Origin of the sequence: Pseudomonas sp. M20 (genome assembly GCF_045037865.1) — a bacterium.
Taxonomy (GTDB): Bacteria; Pseudomonadota; Gammaproteobacteria; order Pseudomonadales; family Pseudomonadaceae; genus Aquipseudomonas.
Window position 1 is genome coordinate 6,693,583 of sequence record NZ_CP173611.1, and the last position, 24,740, is coordinate 6,718,322.

At 59.6% G+C, this 24,740-nt stretch carries 20 protein-coding genes; 3 read left to right on the forward strand and 17 right to left on the reverse strand.

Going from position 1 to position 24,740, the window contains the following annotated elements:
• Nucleotides 1-72: 72 nt before the first annotated feature.
• The 16 genes from ACI514_RS29915 to dksA all read right to left on the reverse strand — a co-directional run bounded on the left by ACI514_RS29915 (nt 73) and on the right by dksA (nt 21,119).
• A complete protein-coding gene (locus tag ACI514_RS29915) occupies nt 73-369 on the reverse strand; it encodes a DUF2845 domain-containing protein (protein WP_405122856.1) in 297 nt (98 codons plus the stop codon).
• Entirely contained in the window at nt 369-3,320 is a 2,952-nt protein-coding gene (locus ACI514_RS29920) for a DUF748 domain-containing protein (protein ID WP_405122857.1), read from the reverse strand. The genes ACI514_RS29915 and ACI514_RS29920 overlap by 1 nt, the downstream gene beginning before the upstream one ends.
• Nucleotides 3,321-3,540: 220 nt before the next feature.
• On the reverse strand, nt 3,541-4,557 hold the full coding sequence (locus tag ACI514_RS29925; protein WP_123593227.1) for a class I SAM-dependent rRNA methyltransferase: 1,017 nt from the start codon (nt 4,555-4,557) through the stop codon (nt 3,541-3,543).
• 124 nt (nt 4,558-4,681) lie between these two features.
• Nucleotides 4,682-5,551: an oxygenase MpaB family protein gene (locus ACI514_RS29930; RefSeq protein WP_405122858.1), complete on the reverse strand. Its 870-nt coding sequence runs from the start codon at nt 5,549-5,551 to the stop codon at nt 4,682-4,684.
• A gap of 51 nt (nt 5,552-5,602) precedes the next feature.
• Nucleotides 5,603-7,540: an acetate--CoA ligase gene (gene acs / locus ACI514_RS29935; RefSeq protein WP_405122859.1), complete on the reverse strand. Its 1,938-nt coding sequence runs from the start codon at nt 7,538-7,540 to the stop codon at nt 5,603-5,605.
• 214 nt (nt 7,541-7,754) lie between these two features.
• Nucleotides 7,755-9,419, reverse strand: a complete 1,665-nt coding sequence (gene pgi / locus ACI514_RS29940) for a glucose-6-phosphate isomerase (RefSeq protein WP_102900508.1) — start codon at nt 9,417-9,419, stop codon at nt 7,755-7,757.
• Nucleotides 9,420-9,648: 229 nt separating this feature from the next.
• Nucleotides 9,649-10,029, reverse strand: a complete 381-nt coding sequence (gene panD / locus ACI514_RS29945) for an aspartate 1-decarboxylase (protein ID WP_095048673.1) — start codon at nt 10,027-10,029, stop codon at nt 9,649-9,651.
• A 210-nt stretch (nt 10,030-10,239) separates the two neighbouring features.
• Nucleotides 10,240-11,100: a pantoate--beta-alanine ligase gene (gene panC, locus ACI514_RS29950; RefSeq protein ID WP_405122860.1), complete on the reverse strand. Its 861-nt coding sequence runs from the start codon at nt 11,098-11,100 to the stop codon at nt 10,240-10,242.
• Nucleotides 11,097-11,897 (reverse strand): 3-methyl-2-oxobutanoate hydroxymethyltransferase, encoded by an 801-nt coding sequence (gene panB / locus ACI514_RS29955; protein ID WP_160059451.1) that lies wholly within the window; start codon nt 11,895-11,897, stop codon nt 11,097-11,099. The genes panC and panB overlap by 4 nt, the downstream gene beginning before the upstream one ends.
• Before the next feature lie 389 nt (nt 11,898-12,286).
• A complete protein-coding gene (gene folK, locus ACI514_RS29960; protein ID WP_405122861.1) occupies nt 12,287-12,772 on the reverse strand; it encodes a 2-amino-4-hydroxy-6-hydroxymethyldihydropteridine diphosphokinase in 486 nt (161 codons plus the stop codon).
• Between the two features lie 14 nt (nt 12,773-12,786).
• Nucleotides 12,787-14,187 carry a polynucleotide adenylyltransferase PcnB gene (locus ACI514_RS29965; RefSeq protein WP_160059449.1) on the reverse strand — a complete coding sequence of 467 codons (1,401 nt, stop codon included), beginning with the start codon at nt 14,185-14,187 and terminating at the stop codon, nt 12,787-12,789.
• A 734-nt stretch (nt 14,188-14,921) separates the two neighbouring features.
• A complete protein-coding gene (locus tag ACI514_RS29970) occupies nt 14,922-16,358 on the reverse strand; it encodes a sigma-54 dependent transcriptional regulator (RefSeq protein ID WP_007909919.1) in 1,437 nt (478 codons plus the stop codon).
• A 22-nt stretch (nt 16,359-16,380) separates the two neighbouring features.
• The gene (locus ACI514_RS29975) at nt 16,381-19,335 is read right to left on the reverse strand and encodes a sensor histidine kinase (protein ID WP_174244481.1); all 2,955 of its coding nucleotides are present in this window, start codon (nt 19,333-19,335) and stop codon (nt 16,381-16,383) included.
• On the reverse strand, nt 19,319-19,495 hold the full coding sequence (locus tag ACI514_RS29980; protein WP_003176118.1) for a hypothetical protein: 177 nt from the start codon (nt 19,493-19,495) through the stop codon (nt 19,319-19,321). The genes ACI514_RS29975 and ACI514_RS29980 overlap by 17 nt, the downstream gene beginning before the upstream one ends.
• A gap of 77 nt (nt 19,496-19,572) precedes the next feature.
• Nucleotides 19,573-20,469 carry a tRNA glutamyl-Q(34) synthetase GluQRS gene (gene gluQRS / locus ACI514_RS29985; protein WP_160059448.1) on the reverse strand — a complete coding sequence of 299 codons (897 nt, stop codon included), beginning with the start codon at nt 20,467-20,469 and terminating at the stop codon, nt 19,573-19,575.
• A 206-nt stretch (nt 20,470-20,675) separates the two neighbouring features.
• Nucleotides 20,676-21,119, reverse strand: a complete 444-nt coding sequence (gene dksA / locus ACI514_RS29990; protein WP_008080850.1) for an RNA polymerase-binding protein DksA — start codon at nt 21,117-21,119, stop codon at nt 20,676-20,678.
• A 334-nt stretch (nt 21,120-21,453) separates the two neighbouring features.
• Here dksA and ACI514_RS29995 point away from each other — a divergent pair, with 334 nt between their 5' ends.
• Nucleotides 21,454-22,626, forward strand: coding sequence for a pyridoxal phosphate-dependent aminotransferase (locus tag ACI514_RS29995; protein ID WP_405122862.1), 1,173 nt, complete (start codon nt 21,454-21,456; stop codon nt 22,624-22,626).
• Nucleotides 22,626-23,339 (forward strand): DNA/RNA nuclease SfsA, encoded by a 714-nt coding sequence (gene sfsA / locus ACI514_RS30000; protein ID WP_405122863.1) that lies wholly within the window; start codon nt 22,626-22,628, stop codon nt 23,337-23,339. Before ACI514_RS29995 ends, sfsA begins: the two co-directional genes overlap by 1 nt.
• On the opposite strand, the gene ACI514_RS30005 is transcribed toward sfsA, so the two are convergent.
• A complete protein-coding gene (locus ACI514_RS30005; protein WP_405122864.1) occupies nt 23,336-23,653 on the reverse strand; it encodes a Rieske (2Fe-2S) protein in 318 nt (105 codons plus the stop codon). The genes sfsA and ACI514_RS30005 overlap by 4 nt on opposite strands.
• A 165-nt stretch (nt 23,654-23,818) precedes the next feature.
• On the opposite strand from ACI514_RS30005, the gene ACI514_RS30010 reads away from it, so the two are divergent.
• The gene (locus tag ACI514_RS30010; RefSeq protein WP_160059444.1) at nt 23,819-24,691 is read left to right on the forward strand and encodes a hemin ABC transporter substrate-binding protein; all 873 of its coding nucleotides are present in this window, start codon (nt 23,819-23,821) and stop codon (nt 24,689-24,691) included.
• The last annotated feature ends 49 nt before the right edge of the window (nt 24,692-24,740 follow it).

Below are 24,740 nucleotides of genomic sequence, written 5' to 3' on the forward strand. Positions count from 1 at the left end.
GTCCGCAATTTGATTAGCTGACAGACCGCTATCGCGAGCAGGCTCACTCCTACAGGGGGAATCGGTGTCGGGTCAGTTACCGCGTTTGCTGTTGATCTGGCGCAGGCGATTGCCTTCGAAGCGCAGGAATTGATACATGCCGTTACTTGGGCCGTAGGTCCATTCCTCGACCTGAAACTCCTCGCGGCGATTGGCGCTGCGCTTGTAGCCGAGCAAATCGCGACTGACCGGCTCACCGCACTTTTGCAGGACTTCGCTTGAGCGGTCGCCAAGGCTGATCAACTGACTGCCGCAGCGCAGGGTATCGGACGCCGAGGCGTGACTGGCCGCGAACGTCATTGCGATCAAGGCCAGCCACTGCGGTTTCATCACTCGGCATCCAGATGCATTTGCGTTACTACGCGGCCATCGCTCTCGGCTTCACCCAGATTGGCGTCGATGAAGTACACGCGGTCGTCTGCCAGTTGGCCTTTATCAACCAGATAATCCTTGATGCTGCTGGCACGGTCCTGACCCAATTGGCGCAGCAACACATCGCTGCCACTCCAGAACTGGATCACCCCTTCGCGCATCTTCGCCGTGCGTTCTTCCTTGCCCAGATCCTTCCATTCGGCCGGCGGCTGGGTTTTCAGGCGGGTGCGGTAAATGCCCTCGAGCAGTGGACCTTTCTCGCTGTCGGGCACTTGCAGCAGCGACGCCTGAGCCGGGACTTTATCGCCACGACGCTGGAGCATCTTGTAGTAGTTGTACTGGTATTCACGTTCCAGACGCTGCTCGGCGAGCAACGGGCCGTCACTGCTTTTGGCGGCCGTGCCTTCGATCTCCAGACGCAGTGCCGGACGCTCCTTCAGCGCCTGAGACAGTTTGATCAGCGCCGCTTCGGCATCCTTGCTCAACTCGCTGGAACCCGGAGCAAACGACACGGTGCCAAGGTCTTGCGAACTGCCACCACTGATCAGGCCGCCAATCATCTTGAATGGCGCGGCGGCGGCTTTGACGATCAGGTTGCGCAGGGTCTGCCAGACAATCGGCATCACGCTGAACTGCGGGTTGTTCAAGTCGCCGGTCACCGGCAATTCGATGGAGATCTTGCCGTCGACATCCTTGAGCAAGGCAATCGCCAATTTCAGCGGCAGGCTCACGGCATCCGGGCTGTCGACTTTTTCGCCGAGCTGCAATTGCTCGACCACCACTTTGTTTTCGGCTTTGAGCTGGCCCTTGGTGATCAGGTAATGCAGGTCGAGGTTGAGCCGGCCTTTGCGGATGCGGTACCCGGCGAATTTGCCGGAGTAGGGCGTCAACGTGGTCAGCTCGACGCGTTTGAAACTGGTAGCGATGTCGAGGCTGGCCATCGGGTCGAACGGATTCACCGCGCCCTTGATGGTCACCGGTGCATAGCGGTCGACCTTGCCTTTGATGTCGACGCTGGCCGGTTTCGCCTGACGGCTGTCGATGGTGCCGATCTGGCCGTTGAGCTGCTGCACGGCGGTGGCGAAGTTCGGCGTCAGGCTGAAGTCGGCGAAGTTGGCCGAGCCGTCGTTGATGGCGATGCCGCCAATGTGAATGCCCAGCGGTTTTTCGTTGCTGGCCGGTTTCGCCGCTGTGGTTTTGGTGCCGCTGTCGGCGGGCTGCGGAATCAGCAGATCGTCAATGTTGGTGGTGCGATCATCGTTGATCATGAACCGCACATAAGGCTGGAACAGGTTGACCTTGTCGATCGACAGGCTGTCGCCGTGTTGATAATTCAGGCCTTCGACGACCACCTGCTGCCACTTGAGGAAGTCGCGGGTTTTCAGAGTGTCGAGGGTGTGCAGTTGATCGATCTGCGCCCGTCCGGTGACGCTGAGCGCCAGCGGTTCGGTGCTTTTCAGATTGACCTTCAGATCACTGCCGAGCATGCCGCTGCGCAGTTCCAGGCGAATGAACGGGTTGATGTAGGACTGTGCGACGCGCAGGTCGATGTCCTGGGTTTTCACATTGAGCTGGGCGTTGACCGGGGCGAGATTGACGGTGCCGTCGGCCGTGATCTTGCCTTGCTTGCCCACGCCGCTATCGAGCTTGAGCTGGAAGGGCGAACCGTTGAGGCTGTCGAAGTCTTGCAGGTCGACGTTCAGCGGGGTGATATCCAGTGCCACCGCAGGTGTTGCCGAACGGTCGGCCAGATGCACGGTGTAGTTACGCAATTGCACGTCTTTGAGCAGCACCTGCCAAGGCTTGCTCGGCGCAGTGGGTTCAGCTTTTGGCGAGTCGGCAGCGGCCGGCGTGTCTGCCGGTTCTGCGGCGGCTTTGGCGGCGGGTTTCGACGGTTGGCTGGCGAACAGTTTCTGCCAGTCCAGTTGTCCGTCGGCTTCAAGGGCTGCCCAGGTTTCCAGTTTGTTGCTGCGGATCTTGCCGACCACGACTTGTTGCTTGGCCAGATCCACCGAGGTTTCGCTGACGTCGAGGCGTTCGAGTTTCGCCAGTGGCCGTCCGTCCGGGGCTTTGATGGCAAACGGCGCGATGCTCACCGCCACGTTGTTCAACTGCAGTTCGGTTTCTTTCGACAGATTGAGTTTGTATTCGCTGCTGAGACTGATCACACCGTCTTCAAGCACCAAGGGCACTGAATCACGCACGTAGGGCCAGAAGGCTTTCATCTTGCCGTCGGTGACTTTCAGGGTGCCTTCGGAGGTGAACGGGATCAGGCTGAAATTGCCACTCCAGTCGATCCGGCCGCCAGCGGGGCCGATGGCGACCAGGGTCATGTCGGCGCTGTCTTCGGGGAGGGTGCTGAGGTTTTTCAGTTCGAAGCTGAGGTCATCGTAGAGAAACTCGATGGGTTCGCTCGGGCGCACGTCTTCAAAGTGCACGACGCCGCCAGCCAGTTTGATGTTGTCGATGCGCAGCGGGAACGGTTTGGCGTTGGGGTCGGCTGGTGTTGGCTCACTGGCCGGCACATTGAACAGGCCCAGCAGGTTGAGCTTGCCGTCTTTGGCGAACAGGATTTCGCTCTTCGGCTTGTCCAGCTCGATGTTCGCCAGATGCAGGGCTTTGGTCCACAGGCTGTCGATTTGCAGGTCGGCGTACAGGCGATCGAAACCGATCTGTTCCTTGCCCGGCTCGCCAATGACCAGCCCCCACAGGGTGACTTCAAGGCTGAACGGGTTGAGTTCGACACGCTGGATATGCGCAGGCACCGTGGCGTAATTGGCCAGTTGTTGATTGGCCACACGCAGGGCGATGCCTGGCAAAATCAGAAACCCCAGCAGGCTGTAGAGGGCCAGAGCAGTCAACAGGGCGCCAATCGCGCGAATCAATCCTTTGGGCATGTGCGGCTTCATCTGTCTGAATCGGAGTGCCTTGGAGTATGGCACGCGATTCTGGTTCCGAAGTACCTCGCATGGAGCAGGATTGTTCAGATTCTTCTGTCGGAACGCTTTCCATGTGGGAGCGAGCCTGCTCGCGAAGGCGTCATACCAGTCGCTCTATTAGTTGGCTGATGCTCCGCGTTCGCGAGCAGGCTCGCTCCCTCATTGGACAGTTGTCAGCCGCGCGGTCGGATCAGAGCTGCAGGATCAGGGTTTTCAGCGGCGGTTGCTGGTCCATGGACGGGAAGTCGGCGCCCGGTGTCATCACGCTCCACTCACGTACCGGTCGCCCAGCCTTCTCGGCGCAGCGCAGCACCTGCTCGCGCCAGTCGTCCATGCTGACTTTCGCCAGGTTGTTGCAGCAGATCAGCACGCCGTTGTCGGCGGTGGTCAGCAGGGCCGGTTTGAGCAGGCTCTGGTAGTCGCGCAGTAAATCGACAGTGCCGAATGCGCTCTTGGCCCACGCGGGCGGGTCGAGCAGGACCAGGTCGTATTGGCGCTGATCGAGGCGTTGGTAGCTCGGCAGTTTCTGCCCGCGACGCTGGCTGATCGGCAGGCCGGCGAGTTGGCGAATGGCCGGGAAGTAGTCCGACTGGATGAACTCCATCTCGGGCAACTGCGGGTTGAGCAGACCGTTTTCGCGACCGACCGCCAGATTGCCTTCGGCGAAATCCAGGTTGCACACTTCACGCGCGCCACCGGCGGCCGCACTGAGGCCGACGCCGCAGGTGTAGGCGAACAGGTTGAGCACGGATTTGCCTTTGGCGTGATCCTTGACCCAGCCGCGCGTGTTGCGCAGGTCGAGGAACAGCAGCGGGTCTTGTCCGGCATGGCGACCGCGCACCCGGTAGTTCAGACCCCATTCGTGACCGACCAGATCGGCCAGCGCGGCGTCTTCGGCTTTGTAGACGCTGTCTTCACGATCAATGCGCGAATTGCCACGGGAGCGGTCGTTGTAGACCAGCAACGTTTCCAGCCCCAGGCTCTGATTAACCATCGCGTGCAATTGCAGCAGGTCATCGCGCTCGAGCGTCTGGTGGAAGCTTTGCACCAGCAGTTGCGGGCCATAGCGGTCGATAGTCAGACCGCCGGCGCCTTCCTGGCTGCCGTGGAACAGCCGATAGCAATCGGTGCCCTGGCGGTGCAACTCGGCCAGCAGATCCTGGCGTTGATCGAGGGCGGCGCGCAGCGCCTGATTCAAGGAAGACATGCGGGCGCCTTGCTGGAGAGAATGGGGGCGCGGGAGTTTAGCAGTTACTGAGCGGCAAGCTCCAAGCTTCAATCCCCAAGCTTAAATCTTGCAGCTTGCAGCTTGCGGCTTGCGGCTCTGAGCGTCAGCTCAGCCCCATCCGGCGTTTGGCGCGTTGCACCGAACCATTGCGCATCGCCCAGCGCAGCATCGGTGCGCTGCGTTTGACACTGGCGCGAATCAACTGGCGCTGCAGCGAACTCTGTCGCACATCAAGCATATCGCTGGCCCAATCCGGCAACAGATCGATACCGGCCTTCATCATCAGATCGCCAAACGGTCGCGCCAGAACACTCGGCGCCGGTGCGTCGAGCAACAAGCGCAAAACCTCACGGCTGCGCTCATCGCACAGCAACTGCGGGCGCATGCGTTGCAGATAATCGGCTACGGCTTGCCGCGATTTCGGCACATCCCGCGCACCGAGGCGTTCGGCAATCACGGCGATTTCCGCGTAATAACGATCCTGATCCGCCCCCGACAACTGCGGATTGCGATAACGCAAATGCGCCGCCAGAAAGTTACTGACTTCAGCCACGTGCACCCACGTCAGCAAATCCGCATCGCTGGCCGCATAAGGCCGGCCATCCGGCGCGGTGCCGACGACTTGCAGGTGAATGGTGCGTACCTTCTCGATCAACCAATCTGCATCGCGGCGCGAGCCAAACGTGGTGCCGGAAACAAACTGGCTGGTACGCCGCAAGCGCCCGAGCATGTCCTGGCGAAAATTCGAATGATCCCAAACCCCGGCCAGTGCCAGTGGATGCAGGGCTTGCAGCAACAACGCGCTGATCCCGCCGATCAACATGCTGCTGAAATCGCCGTGCACTTGCCAACTGACCGAGTCGGGGCCGAACAGGCCGGGATCGCCCTTGGGGTTTTCCAGATCGAGTTGGCCGAGGGACAGCCCGGTCAGGCTCATGAGTTGGTTTTCAATACGACTGCGGATGAATTCCATGACCACTCAGTGCGAAAGGGCGGGCGCGGCCGTTTGACCGCGCCCGGGGTGTTACTGATTGAGGCGCTTGTCGATCAGGCCTTGCACCACACTAGGATCAGCCAGGGTCGAGGTGTCGCCGAGGCTGTCGAGTTCGTTGCAGGCGATCTTGCGCAGAATGCGCCGCATGATCTTGCCTGAACGGGTTTTCGGCAAGGCCGGCGCCCACTGGATCAGGTCTGGTTTGGCGAAGCTGCCGATTTCCTTGCTGACGTGGGCGAGCAATTCTTTTTTCAACTCGTCATTCGGTTCGGTGCCGTTCATGGGTGTGACGAAGGCGTAGATGCCCTGACCTTTGACGTCGTGGGGGTAACCGACCACGGCGGCTTCGGCGATGCTGTCGTGCAGCACCAGCGCGCTTTCGACTTCGGCGGTGCCGATGCGGTGGCCGGAGACGTTGATCACGTCGTCGATGCGCCCGGTGATCCAGTAATCGCCATCCTCATCGCGGCGCGCGCCGTCGCCGGTGAAGTAGTAGCCGGGGTAGGGTTTGAAATAGGTGTCGACCATGCGTTGCGGGTCGCCGTAGACGCTGCGGATCTGCGCCGGCCAACTGGATTTGATCGCCAGCACGCCGCTGCCGGCGCCTTTGATTTCCTTTCCGTGTTCATCGAGCAGTACCGGTTGTACGCCGAACATCGGCTGCGTGGCGCAGCCCGGTTTGATCCGCTGGGCGCTGACCAGCGGGCTGAGCATGATGCCGCCGGTCTCGGTCTGCCACCAAGTGTCGACGATAGGGCAGCGCTGTTCGCCGACCACGTTGAAATACCACTCCCACGCTTCCGGGTTAATTGGCTCACCGACGCTGCCGAGTAATCTGAGGCTCTGCCGCGACGTTTCCTTCAACGGTTCGGCACCTTCACGCATCAACGCGCGCAGCGCAGTGGGTGCGGTGTAGAAAATGTTGACCTGGTGTTTATCGATGACCTGCCAGAATCGTGAGCTGTTCGGGTAGCTCGGCACGCCTTCGAACATCAGCGTGGTCGCGCCGTTGGCCAGCGGGCCGTAGACGATGTAGCTGTGGCCGGTGACCCAACCAACATCGGCGGTGCACCAGAACACCTCGCCGTCGCGGTAATCGAGCACATATTTGAAAGTCATCGCCGCTTGCAGCAAATAGCCGCCGGTGGTGTGCAGTACGCCTTTGGGTTTACCGGTGCTGCCCGAGGTGTAGAGGATGAACAGCGGATCTTCGGCGTCCATTGGTTCCGCTGGGCAATCGTCGCTGACATCGCGTACAGCCTGGTGATACCAGAGGTCGCGGCCTTCGACCCAGTCGACGTTGCCTTGGGTGCGCTCTACCACCACGACGGTGCTGACGTCCGGGCAACTCTGCAGGGCTTTGTCGACGTTCTGCTTGAGCGGCACGAACTTGCCGCCGCGTACACCTTCGTCGGCGGTGATCACTGTGCGGCAATCGGCATCGAGAATACGGTCACGCAGGGAATCAGGAGAGAAGCCGCCAAACACCACCGAATGGACCGCGCCGATTCGTGCACAGGCAAGCATAGCGTAGGCAGCTTCGGGGATCATCGGCATGTAGATGCACACCCGGTCGCCTTTGTTCACGCCACGGCTTTTCAGCACGTTGGCCAAGCGGCAGACATGGTGATGGAGTTTTTTGTAAGTGATTTGTGCCGATTCGGCCGGATCGTCGCCTTCCCAGAGCAGTGCGGTCTGTTCGCCGCGCTTTTCCAAGTGGCGGTCGATGCAGTTGTAGCTGACGTTCAGTTTGCCCCCGGCAAACCAGGCGGCTTCACCGGTTTTCAGGTCGTAGCGCTGAACGGTCTGCCACGGTGTGCTCCAGTCGAGGAACTGCGTGGCCTGTTCGGCCCAGAAGGTGCTGGGGTGTTCAATGGATTCGCGGTACAGGCGCCGATAGTCTTCCTGACTCAATTGCGCAGCCCGGCGGACGGCATCGGCTTTGGGGAACGTGCTGATATCGAACATGACGGTTCCTTATTCTTGTGGAGCGACAGGAATAAAGATGCGCCGAGCGATGCAGAGGTTCAAGTCATGCGCAAAACAACTGTGGGAGCGAGCCTGCTCGCGAATGCGGTGAGTCAGTCAACAAAGAGGCTGAATGACACACTGCATTCGCGAGCAGGCTCGCTCCCACATTGAAGATGGGTTGCCCACTGGAATTGTGGGCAACCCATTTACATCACCCGCGGTGACGACCGCGGAAGTAGTTGATCAGGCCCTGGGTAGAAGGGTCATCGGCAGTGGTTTCATCGCTGCCGACCAAGCGGTTGTAAACGCCTTTGCCCAGTTCCTTGCCCAATTCCACGCCCCACTGGTCGAAGGCGTTGATGCCCCAGACCACGCTTTGTACGAACACTTTGTGCTCATACATCGCCACCAGTGCGCCGAGACGACGTGGACTGATGCGTTCAACCACGATGGTGTTGCTCGGACGGTTGCCCGGGATCACCTTGTGCGGCGCGAGTTTGTGTACTTCTTCTTCGCTCATGCCTTTGTCGCGCAACTCTTGCTCGGCTTCCGGCAGGGTTTTGCCGAGCATCAGTGCCTGGCTCTGCGACAGGCAGTTGGCGTACAGCCACTGATGGTGGTCGGAAACCGGGTTGAAGCTGACGATCGGCACGATGAAATCGGCCGGGATCAACTGCGAACCTTGATGCAGCAACTGGTGGTAAGCGTGCTGACCGTTGCAGCCGACGCCGCCCCAGATCACCGGACCGGTATCGGTCGACACCGGCGTGCCGTCCTGACGCACGCTCTTGCCGTTGGATTCCATGTCCAGCTGTTGCAAGTGCTTGGTGATGTTGCGCAGGTAGTGGTCGTACGGCAGGATCGCGTGGCTTTGCGCGCCCCAGAAGTTGCCGTACCACACGCCGAGCAGCGCCAGTAGCACCGGCATGTTCTGTTCGAACGGCGCGGTCTGGAAATGCTGGTCCATGGTGTAAGCCCCGGACAGCAATTCCTTGAAGTTGGACATGCCGATGGCCAGAGCAATCGGCAAACCGATGGCCGACCACAGCGAATAACGACCGCCGACCCAGTCCCACATCGGGAAGATGTTTTCTTCGCGAATACCGAACGCCACGGCCGCTGCGTTGTTGCTCGATACAGCGATGAAGTGACGATACAGCTCGGCTTCCGAACCGCCCTGCGCCAGGTACCAGGCGCGTGCAGCTTGAGCGTTCTTCAGGGTTTCGAGGGTGTTGAACGACTTCGACGAAACGATGAACAGCGTGGTCTCGGCGCGCAGTTTCTGCGTCAGTTCGTGGAACTCACTACCGTCGATGTTCGCCAGATAGTGGCAACGCACGCCTTTCTGTGCGTACGACAGCAGCGCTTCGGAGACCAGCTCAGGGCCGAGGAACGAGCCACCGATGCCGATGTTCACCACGTCGGTGATCGGCTTCTCGGTGTAACCACGCCACAGGCCATCGTGTATGCGGCCAACCAGATCGGTAATCTGGTTCAAAACCTTGTGGACTTCCGGCATCACGTTGACGCCATTGACCGACAGCTTGTCGCCCACCGGGCGACGCAAGGCGGTGTGCAGCGCCGGGCGGCCTTCGGAAGTGTTGACGATTTCGCCTTCAAACAGCGCTTTGATGGCGCCTTTGAGATCGACTTCATTGGCCAGACCGACCAGCAGATTGCGGGTCTGGGCGTTGATCAAATTCTTCGAATAATCGAGAAACAGTCCGCAGCTGCTGAGGGTGAACTGGTTGAAGCGCTGCGGATCGGCGTTGAAGGCTTCGCGCATGCTGAAATCCTGCATGGCTTGGCGGTGATCTTTCAACGCTTGCCAGGCGGGCAGAGCGGTAACGTCTTGAGGAGTGAGGTAATACGCCATCGCTGCGGTTTTCCTTTTTACTTGAACGGCCTTTTGAACACTGAACAGACCCGGCACGCCATGTTTGGGCATGGGATCAACTGTGTCGACACGATTTCCGGACACAGGGCGAATACAGTAAACCTCGCGCTGCGTTCTGTCTTGACTTTGTCTGACCAGATCCCTGTACTTTTTTAACATCGAGACCGGGAACTGGCCGACAAACGGAGGGGGCGGGGCGAAATCGGGATCAGGCGAGCTGAACCGGGATGGCGTTGCTGGTGTGGCTCAGTTCATTGCCCGGCGCCATGTAAAGCATGCGCGGCTTGAAATTGACCAGATCGGCTTCGCTGTAATGGGCGTAGGCACAAATGATTACGCGGTCGCCGACCTTGGCCTTGTGCGCAGCGGCGCCGTTGACGGAGATCATCCGCGAGCCTTCTTCACCACGAATCGCGTAGGTGGTGAAACGCTCGCCGTTGTCGACGTTATAAATCTGGATCTGCTCGTATTCGCGAATACCGGACAAGTCCAGCCACTCGCCATCAATGGCGCACGAACCTTCGTAATCGAGCACCGCATGAGTGACTTCGGCGCGGTGCAGTTTGGCCTTGAGCATGATCGCGTGCATGAGGGTTTTCCCGGGTTGGAATCAAACGGCGGGCAGTGTGCCCGAAGGCTTTGAGGGCGGCAATAAGGCTTGAAATGCAATTTCAAGAGCACCGAAAAACACTGTAGGAGTGAGCCTGCTCGCGATAGCGGTGTGTCATTCAACGCTAATGCTGACTGACACACCGCTATCGCGAGCAGGCTCACTCCTACAGGGGGTATTGCGGTGTTTTTAAGCGGGCGTATCGAGGTTCAGGTGCAGGTTGTCGATCAACCGTGTGGTGCCGAGGAACGCGGCCACCAGGATCACCAGATCACGGTCTTCAGCCGTCGCCGGGCGTAAGGTCAGCGCATGGCGGATTTCCAGGTAATCCGGACGCAGGCCTGCCGCTTCCAGCTGTTGCAACTGGCCACCGATCAGCGCCGGGAAGTCCCGTTCACCTTGCTTGATCGACTCGGCAATATTGCTGAGGCTGCGATAGACCACCGGAGCCACCGCGCGTTGTTCTTCGCTGAGGAAACCATTGCGCGACGACAGCGCCAGGCCATCGGCTGCACGTACGGTCGGCTCGCCAATGATCTGCACCGGCATGTTCAGGTCATGCACCAAGGCACGGATCACCGCCAATTGCTGATAATCCTTCTGGCCGAAAATCGCCAGATCCGGCTGGACCATGTTGAACAGCTTGCTGACCACAGTCGCCACGCCTTCGAAGTGCCCCGGACGGCTGGCACCGCAGAGCCCTTCGGACAATTGCGGCACGCTGACGCGCGTCTGTCCGGCCATGCCGTCGGGGTACATTTCTTCGACAGTCGGCGCGAACAGCAGGGAGCAACCGGCTTCGAGCAGCTTCTCCTGATCCGCCGCCAACGTGCGCGGGTATTTATCGAGGTCTTCGCCAGCGCCGAACTGCAGCGGGTTGACGAAAATGCTCGCGACCACGAAGTCCACACGTTGGGTGGCTTTGGTGATCAGTGCAACGTGGCCGCTGTGCAGGTTGCCCATGGTCGGCACGAAGCCGATGCGCTTGCCTTCGCTGCGGGCGCGGGCTACGGCGGCGCGCAGTTCGCGTACGGTTTTAACGGTGTTCATGCAGAGAATCCGTGTTCGATGCCGGGGAACGTGGTGGCTTTGACTTCGCTGACGTAAGCCTTCAGCGCGGACTGGATGCTGTCCTGACCGTGCATGAAGTTCTTGACGAATTTCGGCACGCGGCCAGTGATCGACAGGCCGAGCATGTCGTGCAGTACCAGAACCTGACCGTCGGTGGCGTTACCGGCACCGATGCCGATGACCGGGATCTTCACAGCCTGACTGATTTCGGCGGCCAGCTCGCTCGGCACACATTCCAGCAGCAGCATGGCCGCGCCGGCCTGTTCCAGCGAGATCGCATCAGCACGCATCTGCCGCGCCTGGTTCTCGTTACGTCCCTGCACTTTATAGCCACCGAGAATGTTCACCGCTTGCGGGGTCAGGCCCATGTGCGCGCAAACCGGTACGCCGCGCTCGGCGAGCAGACGAATCGACTCGGCCAGCCACAGCTGACCTTCGACTTTGATCATGTGCGCGCCGGCCTGCATCAGCATCGCGCTGTTGCTCATGGTTTGTTCGAGGGTGGCGTTGGCCATGAACGGCAAGTCCGCGAGGATCAGGGCATCGGTGTTGCCACGTTTGACGCAAGCGGTGTGATAGGCCATTTCTGCGGTGGTCACCGGCAAAGTGCTGTCGTGACCTTGCAGGACCATGCCGAGGGAGTCGCCCACCAGCAGCACTTCGACACCGGCCTCGTTGCAGGCGTGGGCGAAGGTCGCGTCATAGCAGGTCAGCATGGTGATCTTTTCACCTTTCTGCTTGAGGCTCTGGAGCGTGGTCAGGGTGATGGCTGGCATGTAAAAAATCCTCGTTCAGGCGCTCTGGAAACTACTGCGAGTAACGCGCGTGATTCTTCATCTACTCAGGCGCACGCTCTTTTGTCGTGCTTATAAGGCCTGGATTGCGCCCGTATGTGCCGGGTTGGCGGCAGCGGGACGCCTATAGTCGTGATGAGCCAACAGGAAGTCAATTGCGTGTGTTACCGCATTGTTACGAGGGGAGTGTTACCGGCGTTACTGATGCGATTCAGCGGCGCCGCGGGGCTGATGCGCGGGGTTTTTGTCCGACAATAAATCTGGATATGGAAAGCTATTCCTGTAGGAGCTGCGGAACGCTGCGATCTTCTGATCTTGGTTTTGAAGATCAAAAGATCGCAGCGTTCCGCAGCTCCTACAAGGGATTTGTGTCAGGCGTGGGGAAGGCGTTCCAGACCGACGAACGGGCAGGCTGCCAGCAGATCGGGCAGGCTGCGGCCGTCGGCAAGACGCAGATCCTGCGGGGCCAGTTCGGCGAGCGGGTAAAGCACGAAGGCGCGTTCCTGAATCTGGTAATGCGGGACTTTCAGGCGCGGTTCGTCGATCAGTCGATCACCGAACAGCAGAATATCCAGATCCAGCGTACGTGGGCCCCAGCGCTCAAGGCGTTCGCGGCCCTGATTGTTTTCGATCGCCTGCAACGCATCAAGCAATTCCAGCGGGGCGAGCGCGCTGTCGAGCGCGGCCACCGCGTTGGTGTAGCGTGGTTGGCCAGGCAACAGGGAATCGCTTTGGTAGAAGGCGGAAACGCCAACCCATTCGGTCTGCGGCAATTGCCCCAGCGCCTCAACGGCGCTGCGCAATTGTTCGGCGGGGTCTGCGAGGTTGCTGCCCATGCCGATGTAGATGCGTTCCATGCCTTTATTCGCCTTTATTCGCCTGTAGCGCTCGGGGCGCTGGTGCGTTTGCGCTTGGAGCCGCTGCTGCGACGACGTTTGCGCGGCGCGCCACTGGCGTCATCGCCCTTGCCGCTGAGGTCGCGGATCATGTCGCGACGTTCACTGTCGTTGGCATCCTGATAGTCCGTCCACCATTCGCCCAGACCATCCGTTTCCTCGCCAGCGCTTTCACGCAGCAGCAGGAAGTCGTAACCGGCGCGGAAACGCGGGTTGTCCAGCAACAGGTCGGCGCGTTTGCCGCTGCGGCGTGGCAGACGTTCCTGCATGTCCCAGATCTCGCGGATCGGCATGGTGAAACGTTTCGGAATCGCGATGCGCTGGCACTGTTCGGCGATCAGCTCGTGGGCGCCTTCCTGCATTGCAGGGATTGGTGGCATGCCACGTTCTTGCAGGCGCAACACGCGAGCCGGCAGGGCAGGCCACAGCAGCGCGGCAAACAGGAACGCCGGGGTCACCGGTTTGTTCTGCTTGATGCGCAGGTCGGTGTTGGTCAGCGCTTCGCTGATCAGCGTGTGGGTGTATTCCGGGTTGTGTTCCAGCGCATCGGCACTGGCCGGGAACAGCGGGGCGAACAGTTGCAGGTCGACCAGCATTTCGAAAGTGATCGCGCCGTGCCCCGAGAGGAACAGTTTGAGCACTTCTTCGAACAGACGCGCCGAAGGGATCTCGCGCAGCATCGGCGCCAGTTCACGAATCGGCTGCACGGTGTGCTTCTCGATACCGAAGTTGAGCTTGGCGGCAAAACGCACGGCCCGCAGCATGCGCACCGGGTCTTCCTGATAGCGCTGCTTCGGATCGCCGATCAGACGGATCAGGTGATTGCGGATGTCGTGTACGCCATTGGCATAATCGAGGATGCGCTCGCTGACCGGATCGTAATACAGGGCGTTGATGGTGAAGTCGCGGCGTTGCGCGTCTTCTTCCAGGGTGCCGTAAACGTTGTCGCGCAGAATCCGCCCGCTCTCGTTACGCGAAGACTGGTTGCTGTCTTCGTCGTCATCGTTGACCGGGTGATTGGCGCGGAAGGTCGCGACTTCGATGATTTCGCGACCGAAATGGATGTGCACGAGTTTAAAGCGGCGACCGATAATCCGCGCATTGCGGAATTCGGCGCGGACTTGCTCGGGCGTGGCGCTGGTGGCGACGTCGAAATCCTTGGGCGTGATGCCCAGCAGCATGTCACGCACGCAACCGCCGACCAGATAAGCCTGGTAACCGGCACCTTGCAGGCGTTCGACGATATTCACCGCATAGCGGCTGAACTGCGTTTTCTGCAGCGAATGTTGACCGCTGTTGAGCACCTCAGGGGTGCTGCGGATGTGTTGCGTACGACGCACGGGAGTTCGGAATGACTGGAACAACTTCTTCAGCATGGGATGCACTGTTTGAAGGAATGTTCGGCCATACCAAAGAATGACCGCATGATGGGCGCAGATTCTAGCATTTAGTCGGGGGATGGTGTAGGACACCGCAGATTTGAGCTGTAAGCCGCAAGCTGCAAGGGTGAAGCGGGGCAAAACAGGGAGTTTTTTACAGAAGGGAGAAACTACAAGGGGAGCCGAAGCTCCCCAAGAAGTAGTTGCGTGCTCTTTTTATTATTGATTCGGGCTTCTTGTTTTTGTTGAGTGCCCTCGCCACGAAGTGTTTCCTTCGTGACCCTCCCAATCGGGAGCCAAGAGCAAACGGATTGCTTTGGTCGCTGAATTGCAGTGATCTCTCGATCCAACCAGTACAGGCTCTGTCTTAGGACAGTTTTTGTTGTTCTCGGCCTGGTCGTGGGGCAAGCCCCAAATACAACGCCTCTCCAAAAGAATCAGTTAGCTGCGCCTCTCGCCGTCTTGTTTTTATTGTGCGTGAGTCGATTCGTCTTATTTTTATTGTCTTGTGCATTGCTTGTTATTGTTCTTGTACTGAACATGTAGCAGGTGCCGTGCCAACTTTTGCGATACCCAATAAAACAAGGGGTTAGGTCGATATAACCGTTTTGTTGGGGCGAAAAAAAGCCGGGGTATCGTTACCGATAACCCCGGCTTCTGTTACGTGAAAGGACTGAGGTAACAGTTTTTTCACCGCTTCAAGCGTTACCCGCACACTCGACAGGTAACGTTCAGCTCTCGCTGGCGACCCCGGTCTTGCGCCGTGGGATGCCCAGACGCTGACGGCGTTCCCATAGGCATTTGCGGCTGACGCCCAGTTTGCGCGCCAGTTCGGTTTCAGTCATGTGGTCCTGATGTTCAAGGACGAAGTGCTGGAAGTAGTCTTCCAGTGACAAGTCTTCGGTCGGCTCATGGCTGCTGTTGCTGGCGTTACCGCCCGTTTGCGGTGGCAGACCGATGAACTCGTCGTCCTCCAGATCGCTCAGCTCGATGTCGATGCCCAGCAGATCGGCGGAGATTTCCGGGCTTTCGCTCAGAATCACCGCGCGCTCGACCGCGTTCTCCAGCTCACGCACGTTACCCGGCCAGGAATAATGCCGGATCGCCTGTTCGGCATCCGCGGCAAATTTAAGGTCGGTACGGTTGATGCGTGCGCTCTGGCGAGCGAGGAATGCCGTGGCGATTTCGTTGACGTCGGCACCGCGCTCGCGCAGCGCAGGCAGTTTCAGCGCGATCACGTGCAGACGGTAATAAAGGTCTTCACGGAACTGGCCGATTTTCGCCAGGCTCTTCAGATCCCGGTGAGTGGCCGCGATCAGGCGTACATCGACCTTCTGCGACTGCACCGAACCAACACGGCGAATTTCGCCTTCCTGCAACACACGCAGCAGGCGGGCTTGCGCCTCAAGTGGCAGCTCACCGATTTCGTCGAGGAACAAGGTGCCGCCGTCCGCCGCTTCAACCAGACCGGCACGCCCGGCGCTGGCGCCAGTGAACGCGCCTTTTTCGTGGCCGAACAGTTCGGACTCGATCAGGCTTTCCGGAATGGCCGCGCAGTTCACCGAAATCATCGGCGCCTTGGCGCGTTTCGACAGATTGTGCAGGGCGCGGGCCACCAGTTCTTTACCGGTGCCGGACTCACCCTGAATCAACACATTGGAATCAGTTGGCGCGACTTTGCGGATCTTGCTGTACAGATCCTGCATCGGCGGGCACGAACCAATGATGCCGATCTCGCCGTTGCTGTTGTCGACGGCAGATTTGCCGCTGCCATTGGCCGGTTTGCTGGCAACCGCTTCGCCGGCAGCCGGTGCCGACTGGCGATCACGCAGGATCCGCGCGACAGCCTGAAGCATTTCATCGTGGTCAAAAGGCTTGGCGATGTAGTCCACCGCGCCCATTTTCATCGAGTCGACCGCCGAGCGCAGGCTGGCGTAACTGGTCATGATCAGCACCGGTGTGCCCTGGCCGAGCTTGATCAGCTCGGTACCCGGCGCGCCCGGCAAACGCAGATCACTGACGATCAGATCGAACGTAGGAATGGTGAAGCGTTCTTGTGCTTCCTGCACTGAACCGGCTTCGCTGACCTGATACTGGTTGCGTTCCAGCAGGCGGCGCAAGGCGGAGCGGATAATTGTTTCGTCTTCGACGATCAAAATGTGCGGCATTGATTCGATACTCTCGACGGTCTCAGTTCACAGCGGACGTCGCTTCGACATGACGCGGTAAGGTCACCCGGATACGGGTGCCGCGTTGGCTTTGTACATCAGCCGGGCTGTCGATGGTGATTTGTCCATAATGCTCTTCAACGATGGAATAGACCAGTGCAAGGCCCAGACCGGTGCCTTCGCCAGGATCCTTGGTGGTGAAGAAGGGTTCGAACAATCTATCCATGATGTTCTTCGGAATACCGCTGCCTTCGTCTTCGACGATCAGATCGACCGTGTGTTCGCCGGCTTCGCTCTTGACCCGTACCGCACTGTGCGGCGGCGAGGCGTCGCGGGCGTTGGAGAGCAGATTGATCAGCACCTGAGCGAGCCGCTGTGGGTCGCCTTCGACCCAGTGGTCGGGATCGCACAGGTTGTAGAACTGCACTTCGAAATTGCGTCGGTTCAACGCCAGCAGGCCAATCGCATCCTGGGCGACTTCGGCCAGACAAACGGGCTCGTCACTGTGCTGATGACTGCCGGCGTGGGCAAAGCTCATCAGCGACTGGACGATGCGTGACACGCGTTTGGTCTGTTCGAGAATCTGTCCGCTGATTTCCGTCAGTTCGCCGTCGTCTTCACGTTCTTCGCGCAGGTTTTGCGCCAGACAGGCGATGCCGGTGATCGGGTTGCCGATTTCGTGGGCTACACCGGCCGCAAGGCGACCAATGCTGGCCAGGCGCTCGGAGTGCACCAGTTTGTCTTCGAGCATCTGCGTTTCGGTCAGATCTTCGACCAGTAACACCAGACCACTGTTGCCCGGTGCCAGCGGTTCATCGATGGCCGCTTTGTGCAGATTCAGCCAACGAGTCTGGCCGTCGAGGGCCAGGTGCTGTTTGTGCAAATGCTCGTCCGGCAGATCGATGAAGCCTTGCAGCAGGCCTTTCCACGGCTCGCCAATGGTGCTCAAACGCGAACCAACCACGCGTTGCGCGGCAATCCCGGTGAGTTCTTCCATGGCCTTGTTCCACATCAGGATCTCTTGATCCTTGGCCAGCGAGCAGACGCCCATCGGCAGTTCCTGCAAGGTCTGACGGTGGTAACGACGCAGGGCATCGAGTTCGGCGGCCAGACCTGTGAGGCGTGAGTGGTAATCCTCGAGGCGGCTTTCAATGAAGTGGATGTCTTCAGTGACATAGTTTTCGCCGCCGGCCTTGTACGGCAGGAAGGTTTCAACCATGTCCTGGGCCACGCTCGGGCCCATCAGGCCGGAGAGGTTGGCTTCGATGCGGTCGCGTAAACGGCGTAAGGCGTAAGGACGGCGTTCGTCGAATGGCAGATAAAGATCACGCAGCGCTTGCTCGACTTCTTTCTGCGCAGCCTTGGCACCCAACGGTTTCGCCAGTTGTGTGGCGAACTCCTGTGGCGAGGCCGCGTGCAGTTCACGCCGCTGCGGGCGACGAACGTTATCCACGGCGCAGGCTTCGGCAGCGCTGGCTTCTTCGGGGCTTGCGTTGGTGAACAGCGAGATCAGGGTGAACATCAACACGTTGGCAGCGAGCGAAGCAATGGCCGCCATGTGCCAACTGGTGTCGTCGAGCACGTAGATCATGTTCAGCAGCGGAATGTAGAAGCCCTGCAGATTACCGACCAGCGGCAACAGCATGGTCACCACCCAGACCAGAATCCCCGCCAGCAGACCGGCGATAAAGCCGCGACGGTTGGCCGTCGGCCAATAGAGCACGGACAACACACCGGGGAGGAATTGCAGGGTCGCAACAAACGCGACAATGCCGAGGTTGGCCAGATCCTGCTCGGCGCCGAGCATCAGGTAGAAACCGAAACCGGCCATGATGATCGCGACGATCAGCGCGCGGCGCGTCCACTTCAGCCAACGGTAGATATTGCCTTCAGCCGGCGGCTGATAGAGCGGTAACACCAAGTGGTTCAGTGCCATGCCCGACAGCGCAAGCGTGGTCACAATGATCAATCCGCTCGCTGCCGACAGACCGCCGACATAGGCGAGCAACGCCAGCGGTTTGCTGTTGGCGGCAATGCCGATGCCGAGGGTGAAATATTCCGGATTGGTCGTCGCGCCGAGTTTGAGGCCAGCCCAAAGGATCAGCGGCACCGCCAGGCTCATCAACAACAGGAACAGCGGCAAACCCCAGCTCGCACTGACCAGTGAGCGCGGGTTGAGGTTTTCGGTAAACGTCATGTGATACATGTGCGGCATCACGATCGCCGAGGCGAAGAACACCAGCAACAGCGTACGCCACGGGCCTTCCTGCAACGGCGTGTGCAAGGCGGCGAGGGCGGTCTGGTTCTGCAGCAGCCACAGCTCAAGTTGCTGCGGGCCGTCGAACACGCCGTACAGCGCATACAGGCCGACGCCGCCGAGAGCGATCAGTTTGATCACCGATTCAAAGGCAATCGCGAACACCAGCCCTTCGTGCTTCTCGCGAGTGGCGATATGCCGGGAGCCGAAGAAAATCGTAAACAGGATGATCAGCGCACAGAACGCCAACGCCACGCGGCTCTGAATGGGCTCGCCGGTGAGGATGCCGATGGAGTCGGCCACCGCTTGAATCTGCAGCGCCAGCAACGGCAGCACACCGATCAGCATGAAAATCGTGGTCAGCGCGCCTGCCCAGGTGCTGCGAAAGCGGAAGGCAAACAGATCCGCCAGCGACGACAGCTGATAGGTGCGGGTGATTTTAAGGATCGGATAAAGCAACACCGGCGCCAGCAGAAACGCGCCGGACACGCCAAGGTAACTGGAAAGAAAACCGTAACCGTACTGGTAGGCAAGTCCCACCGTGCCGTAGAACGCCCACGCACTGGCGTAAACCCCCAGTGACAACGTGTAGGTCAGCGGGTGGCGAATGATCGCGCGCGGGATCATGCCCCGTTCGCTGATCCAGGCAACGCCGAACAGCACCGCCAGGTACGCGGCGCTGACCAGGATCATCTGGGTCAGGCTAAAGCTCATCGGCATCTTTTTGGCTCTGCAGGATGAAGGTTACGACAATCAGGATCAGCCAGAGCAGATAGGGGCGATACCAGGCGCCCGTAGCGTCGATCCACCAATCCATGATGGCGGGGGAAAACAGGTAGATCCCCACGACTAAAAGCAGGACCAAGCGATAGATGTACATCCCGGCCTCTCTTTTTTATGCGCGTGCCCGAAAACGTGCGGCGATGGTAACGGATGGGCGCGCGACTGCAAGTACCGTCATAGCAGTTGCGCTTCGGGCAGGGTCAGTGTGCGCGGGATCTTTGTCGCATCCCAGTGCGCGCGGCCCCACGCCAGCAACTCTTGCGGCGTGGCGTGAGTCAGTTCGGCGCCGGGGTTTTGTCCCAGTGCGCGCAGGGCTCGCAACAGCAATGGCGTGGCTTGATCGGCTTGCAGCGGCGGCGAGCGGTAGGACTTGCCGAGCTTGTTGCCGTCCGGCTGGATGATCAGCGGCAGGTGCAGGTAGCGTGGTTGACGCAGGCCGAGCAGTTCTTGCAGATAGAGTTGGCGCGGGGTCGAGTCGAGCAGATCGGCACCGCGGACGATGTCGGTGATGCCTTGCCAGGCATCGTCGAGGACCACGGCCAATTGATAGGCATAGAGGCCATCGCGGCGGCGGATCACGAAATCACCGACGTCGCGGCCCAGATGCTGGCGGTATTCGCCCTGTACGCGGTCGATGAAGTGGTATTCCAGCTCCGGCACGCGCAGGCGGATCGCCGCATCTTGCTGGTCATGACCGGCATTGCGGCACAGGCCGGGATAAATCCCGTTATACGGCTCCAGTTGTTTGCGCGAGCAAGTACAGGCGTAGGCCAGGCCATGATTGAAAAGGCTGTTGAGAACGTCGGCGTAGGCGTCATGTCGATCGCTCTGGCGCACCATGTCGCCATCCCATTCGAAGCCGTAGCTCTCCAGCGCCTTGAGGATCGCGGCTTGCGCGCCGGGTTCTTCGCGGGGCGGATCGAGATCTTCCATGCGCACCAGCCAGCGACCGCCGACCGAGCGGGCGTCGAGGTAAGAGGCGAGGGCGGCAACCAGAGAGCCGAAATGCAAGTGGCCACTGGGGGTTGGGGCGAAGCGGCCGATGTAGGCGGGCGATGTTTTGGCAGTCATGAAGACGAAACTACTTTTCAGGCTATACGCAGGTCAACCTGTAGGAGTGAGCCTGCTCGCGATAGCGGTGTGACATTCAACACCGATATTGACCGACCCACCGCTATCGCGAGCAGGCTCACTCCTACAAAAGGCAAAAGGCAAAAGGCAAAAGGCAGAAACAAAAACGGAGCGTTCGCACGCTCCGTTTTTTATTCAGGTCGAGATTACTTGCCGACCTGCTTTTCCTTGATTTCCGCCAGTGTCTTGCAGTCGACGCACATGTCGGCTGTAGGGCGTGCTTCGAGGCGTTTTACACCGATCTCGACGCCGCACGAATCACACCAACCGTACTCTTCGTCTTCGATCAATTGCAGTGTCTTGTCGATTTTCTTGATCAGCTTGCGTTCGCGGTCGCGGGCGCGCAGCTCGAGGGCGAATTCTTCTTCCTGGCTGGCACGGTCGGCCGGGTCCGGGAAATTGGCCGCTTCATCCTTCATGTGGTCAACGGTGCGGTCGACTTCCTGCATCAACTCCTGTTTCCACTTGTTCAGGACCTTGGTGAAGTGCGCGCGCATTGGGGCGCCCATGTACTCCTCACCTTTCGCCGGAACATAAGGTTCGAAACCGCTGATCGTCTGATTCTGCTGTTGCTTTGCTTGGGTGGGCATGAAATGGACCGCCTCTACTCTTGTAATCCATTGCGCAGGATTGCTCCATCACCGACACCTGCCGGCCCTGCGGCTGCAAGCGGGCGAACTTACCAGATCAATTCAGCCTGCGCTACTCCCGGATGTCGAGGCCCCGGCGGGTGGCGCTTGCAAATGTTTGGCAAGCCGTGTCTGGTGGTGTTGAAGACCTGTTCAATCACTGATTTTAGTCAATCCTGGAGCGTACGCTCATATCGTTACAGTCCAGCGTTCTTGAGGCTGTGACCGCTGCGGGTTCTCGCTCGTTCCGGCAGACGGGTAGAATCGTCTCTTTTTTCCCGTCGAAGGAAAGCCAATGGCTCAGCCCTACAGTGCGCGCAGTCGTGCGATCGAACCGTTCCATGTGATGGCGCTGCTGGCGCGGGCCAATGAATTGCAGGCTGAAGGCCACGACGTGATCCATCTGGAGATCGGCGAGCCGGACTTCACCACTGCCGAGCCGATCATTCGTGCCGGCCAGGCAGCGCTGACGGCGGGCAAGACTCGTTACACCGCAGCGCGCGGCATTCCCGAGTTACGCGAGGCGATTGCCGGGTTTTACCAATCGCGCTATGGCCTGAACATCGATCCGCGACGGATTCTGATCACCCCGGGTGGCTCCGGTGCGCTGTTGCTGGCCAGTGCGTTGCTGGTCGACCCGGGTAAACACTGGTTGCTGGCGGATCCGGGCTACCCGTGCAACCGGCACTTTCTGCGTTTGGTCGAAGGCGCGGCGCAGTTGGTGCCTGTTGGCCCGGACGTGCGCTATCAACTGACCCCGGATCTGGTCGAGCGTCATTGGGATCACGACAGCGTCGGCGCACTGGTCGCATCGCCGGCCAACCCGACCGGCACCATTCTGACCCGCGATGAACTGGCCGGCTTATCCACAGCCATCAAGGCCAGGCACGGGCATTTGGTGGTGGATGAGATCTATCACGGTCTGACGTACGGCACCGATGCCGCCAGCGTTCTGGAAGTTGATGACAGCGCGTTTGTGTTGAACAGTTTCTCCAAATACTTCGGTATGACCGGCTGGCGACTTGGCTGGCTGGTGGCGCCGGATGCGGCCGTCAGCGACTTGGAAAAACTGGCGCAGAACCTCTACATCAGCGCGCCGAGCATGGCGCAGTACGCGGCGCTGGCCTGTTTTGAACCGGAAACGATCGCCATTCTGGAAGAGCGCCGGGCCGAATTCGGTCGCCGTCGCGACTTCCTGCTACCCGCCTTTCGCGAGTTGGGTTTCAATATCGCGGTGGAGCCTGAAGGCGCGTTCTACTTGTACGCCGATATCAGCCAGTTCGGCGGCGATGCCTTCGCGTTCTGCCGACATTTCCTCGAAACCGAGCATGTGGCGTTCACCCCGGGTCTGGATTTCGGCCGTTATCAGGCCAGTCATCATGTGCGTTTTGCCTACACGCAAAACCTCCCTCGCTTACAAGAGGCGGTGGAGCGAATCGCGCGTGGCTTGAAGAGCTGGCAAGGCTGATGCGCTTTTATCCTCCTCTGGAAGAGGCGCGCCTGATCCGTCGTTACAAGCGTTTTCTCGCCGATATCGAAACCGCTAGCGGCGAGTTGCTGACCATTCATTGTCCGAACACGGGTTCGATGCTCAATTGCCAAGTTGAAGGCGGGCAGGTCTGGTTCAGTCGCTCCAACGATCCGAAACGCAAATTGCCGGGTACCTGGGAAATTGGCGAAACCCCGCAAGGCCGCTTGTTTTGCGTGAATACCGCACGGGCTAACGGTCTGGTTGAAGAAGCGTTGCAGGCTGGGGTTATCACCGAGTTGAGCAGCTTTACCGCATTGAAACGTGAAGTTGCCTACGGGCAGGAAAAGAGCCGTATCGACTTCCGCCTCGAATACCCCAGCGGCCCGGCCTATGTAGAGGTGAAAAGCGTCACCCTGGGTTTCGATGGTACAGCTGTGGCGGCGTTTCCCGATGCGGTGACCCAGCGTGGCGCCAAGCATTTGCGTGAATTGGCGCATCTGGCGCGGGACGGCATTCGCGCGGTGCAGTTGTATTGCGTCAATCTGACCGGGATTGAAGCGGTGCGGCCGGCGAAGGAAATCGATTCGGCCTACGCCGATGCGCTTCTTGAAGCTGTCGCCTGTGGTGTTGAAGTGCTGGCGTACGGCGTGCGGCTGAACCATGAAGAGATGGTCATCGACCGGCGTCTCGACGTGCTCCTTAAAGGTTAAACATCAATCCACAGCCCTTGCTCATCTTCCCGGCAAGGAATGGCGGTGAGTGATTGCCCAGCGCAAGGCCCGGCGACGCATTCACCGTCCTCGATCAGAAACAGTGCGCCGTGGGTGGCGCACTGGATCAGGCTGTTGCTCGGATCGAGAAACTGGTCGGGCTGCCATTCAAGTCCGACGCCCCGATGTGGGCAGCGATTGAGGTAGATATAGGCCTGGCCGCTACGGCGCACGGCTAACAGCTTGTTGCCGTCGATCTCGAAACCACGGCTTTTCGCTTCGGCCAGATCGGCGCCTGCGCAGAGAAACTTCATGGCTATCCTCTAGTGTCGGCTCGTGTCTGGATATGTCCGAGCTTGACGTTTAAATGCAAACAATTATCAAATGGCGGCCTTCACCCGCAGGCGTCTGGCAGATGTCGAGGATACTTGGCCTGCCATCCTGATGCCCGGGAAAAACCTTATTCAAGGAAGCTGTGTATGCGCCTGAGTACTCGCGTTGCCGTGCTGTGTGTCGGACTTTTGGTCAGCCACCAGGCTGCAGCGGCTGATTTGCCGCAACGTTGGGTCAGCGCTGGCGGTGCGCTGTCGGAGTGGATCAGTGCCTTGGGCGGTGAGTCGAAACTGGTTGGCGTGGATACCACCAGTCAACATCCAGAGTCGTTGAAGTTGCTGCCGAGCATTGGTTATCAGCGCAGTCTTTCGGCAGAGGGCATTCTCAGTCTGCGTCCGGACATTCTCATCGGCACTGAAGAAATGGGGCCGCCGCCGGTTCTGTCACAAGTCAAAGCGGCCAAGGTTCAGGTGGTGTTGTTCTCGGCTCAACCGGATCTGCCGACGCTGGAGAAAAACGTTACTCATTTGGGCCAATTGCTCGGCGCTCAGGCTCCGGCCGCGCAACTGCTGGAAAGTTATCAACAGCAACTCGATGCGCAGAAGGCTCGGGTTACCGAAGTGCAGACCAAACAAAAAGCGCCTGGTGTGCTGCTGTTGCTTGGACATGCCGGTGGCAAGCCATTGATTGCGGGCAAGGACACCGCGGCCGACTGGCTGCTGCAACAGGCGGGCGGACATAACCTGGCGACGCACACGGGTTACAAGCCGTTTTCCGTGGAATCCCTCGCCGGCCTCGATACTGAAGTGCTGGTGTTCGCCGACCGTGCATTGACCGGTGAGGCGGCGAAAGCGGCGTTGTTTAAGGAAAACCCGATTCTCAATTCAAGCCGCGCCGCCAAGGCCGGGCGTGTGCTGGAGCTGGATCCGACCCTGCTGGTCGGTGGGCTCGGGCCGCGTTTGCCAGCGGCGCTGAAAAGCCTGACTGACGGTTTCTACCCGGCCAAGAGCGGCCAATGACCACACTGGTAAAACCCCGTGACTTGTTCATTGGCCTGACGCTCCTGTG

Excerpts from the sequence above, each read along its gene's own strand:
- panB (WP_160059451.1), bottom strand. The coding sequence starts at position 11,897 with ATGCCAGCCATCACCCTGACCACGCTCCAGAGCCTCAAGCAGAAAGGT.
- panC (WP_405122860.1), bottom strand. The coding sequence starts at position 11,100 with ATGAACACCGTTAAAACCGTACGCGAACTGCGCGCCGCCGTAGCCCGC.
- ACI514_RS29995 (WP_405122862.1), top strand. The coding sequence starts at position 21,454 with ATGGCTCAGCCCTACAGTGCGCGCAGTCGTGCGATCGAACCGTTCCAT.
- ACI514_RS29975 (WP_174244481.1), bottom strand. The coding sequence starts at position 19,335 with ATGCCGATGAGCTTTAGCCTGACCCAGATGATCCTGGTCAGCGCCGCG.
- ACI514_RS29915 (WP_405122856.1), bottom strand. The coding sequence starts at position 369 with ATGAAACCGCAGTGGCTGGCCTTGATCGCAATGACGTTCGCGGCCAGT.
- acs (WP_405122859.1), bottom strand. The coding sequence starts at position 7,540 with ATGTTCGATATCAGCACGTTCCCCAAAGCCGATGCCGTCCGCCGGGCT.
- pgi (WP_102900508.1), bottom strand. The coding sequence starts at position 9,419 with ATGGCGTATTACCTCACTCCTCAAGACGTTACCGCTCTGCCCGCCTGG.
- ACI514_RS29970 (WP_007909919.1), bottom strand. The coding sequence starts at position 16,358 with ATGCCGCACATTTTGATCGTCGAAGACGAAACAATTATCCGCTCCGCC.
- gluQRS (WP_160059448.1), bottom strand. The coding sequence starts at position 20,469 with ATGACTGCCAAAACATCGCCCGCCTACATCGGCCGCTTCGCCCCAACC.
- ACI514_RS29965 (WP_160059449.1), bottom strand. The coding sequence starts at position 14,187 with ATGCTGAAGAAGTTGTTCCAGTCATTCCGAACTCCCGTGCGTCGTACG.
- panD (WP_095048673.1), bottom strand. The coding sequence starts at position 10,029 with ATGCACGCGATCATGCTCAAGGCCAAACTGCACCGCGCCGAAGTCACT.
- ACI514_RS29920 (WP_405122857.1), bottom strand. The coding sequence starts at position 3,320 with ATGAAGCCGCACATGCCCAAAGGATTGATTCGCGCGATTGGCGCCCTG.
- sfsA (WP_405122863.1), top strand. The coding sequence starts at position 22,626 with ATGCGCTTTTATCCTCCTCTGGAAGAGGCGCGCCTGATCCGTCGTTAC.
- ACI514_RS30005 (WP_405122864.1), bottom strand. The coding sequence starts at position 23,653 with ATGAAGTTTCTCTGCGCAGGCGCCGATCTGGCCGAAGCGAAAAGCCGT.
- ACI514_RS30010 (WP_160059444.1), top strand. The coding sequence starts at position 23,819 with ATGCGCCTGAGTACTCGCGTTGCCGTGCTGTGTGTCGGACTTTTGGTC.
- ACI514_RS29930 (WP_405122858.1), bottom strand. The coding sequence starts at position 5,551 with ATGGAATTCATCCGCAGTCGTATTGAAAACCAACTCATGAGCCTGACC.
- dksA (WP_008080850.1), bottom strand. The coding sequence starts at position 21,119 with ATGCCCACCCAAGCAAAGCAACAGCAGAATCAGACGATCAGCGGTTTC.
- ACI514_RS29980 (WP_003176118.1), bottom strand. The coding sequence starts at position 19,495 with ATGTACATCTATCGCTTGGTCCTGCTTTTAGTCGTGGGGATCTACCTG.
- folK (WP_405122861.1), bottom strand. The coding sequence starts at position 12,772 with ATGGAACGCATCTACATCGGCATGGGCAGCAACCTCGCAGACCCCGCC.
- ACI514_RS29925 (WP_123593227.1), bottom strand. The coding sequence starts at position 4,557 with ATGTCTTCCTTGAATCAGGCGCTGCGCGCCGCCCTCGATCAACGCCAG.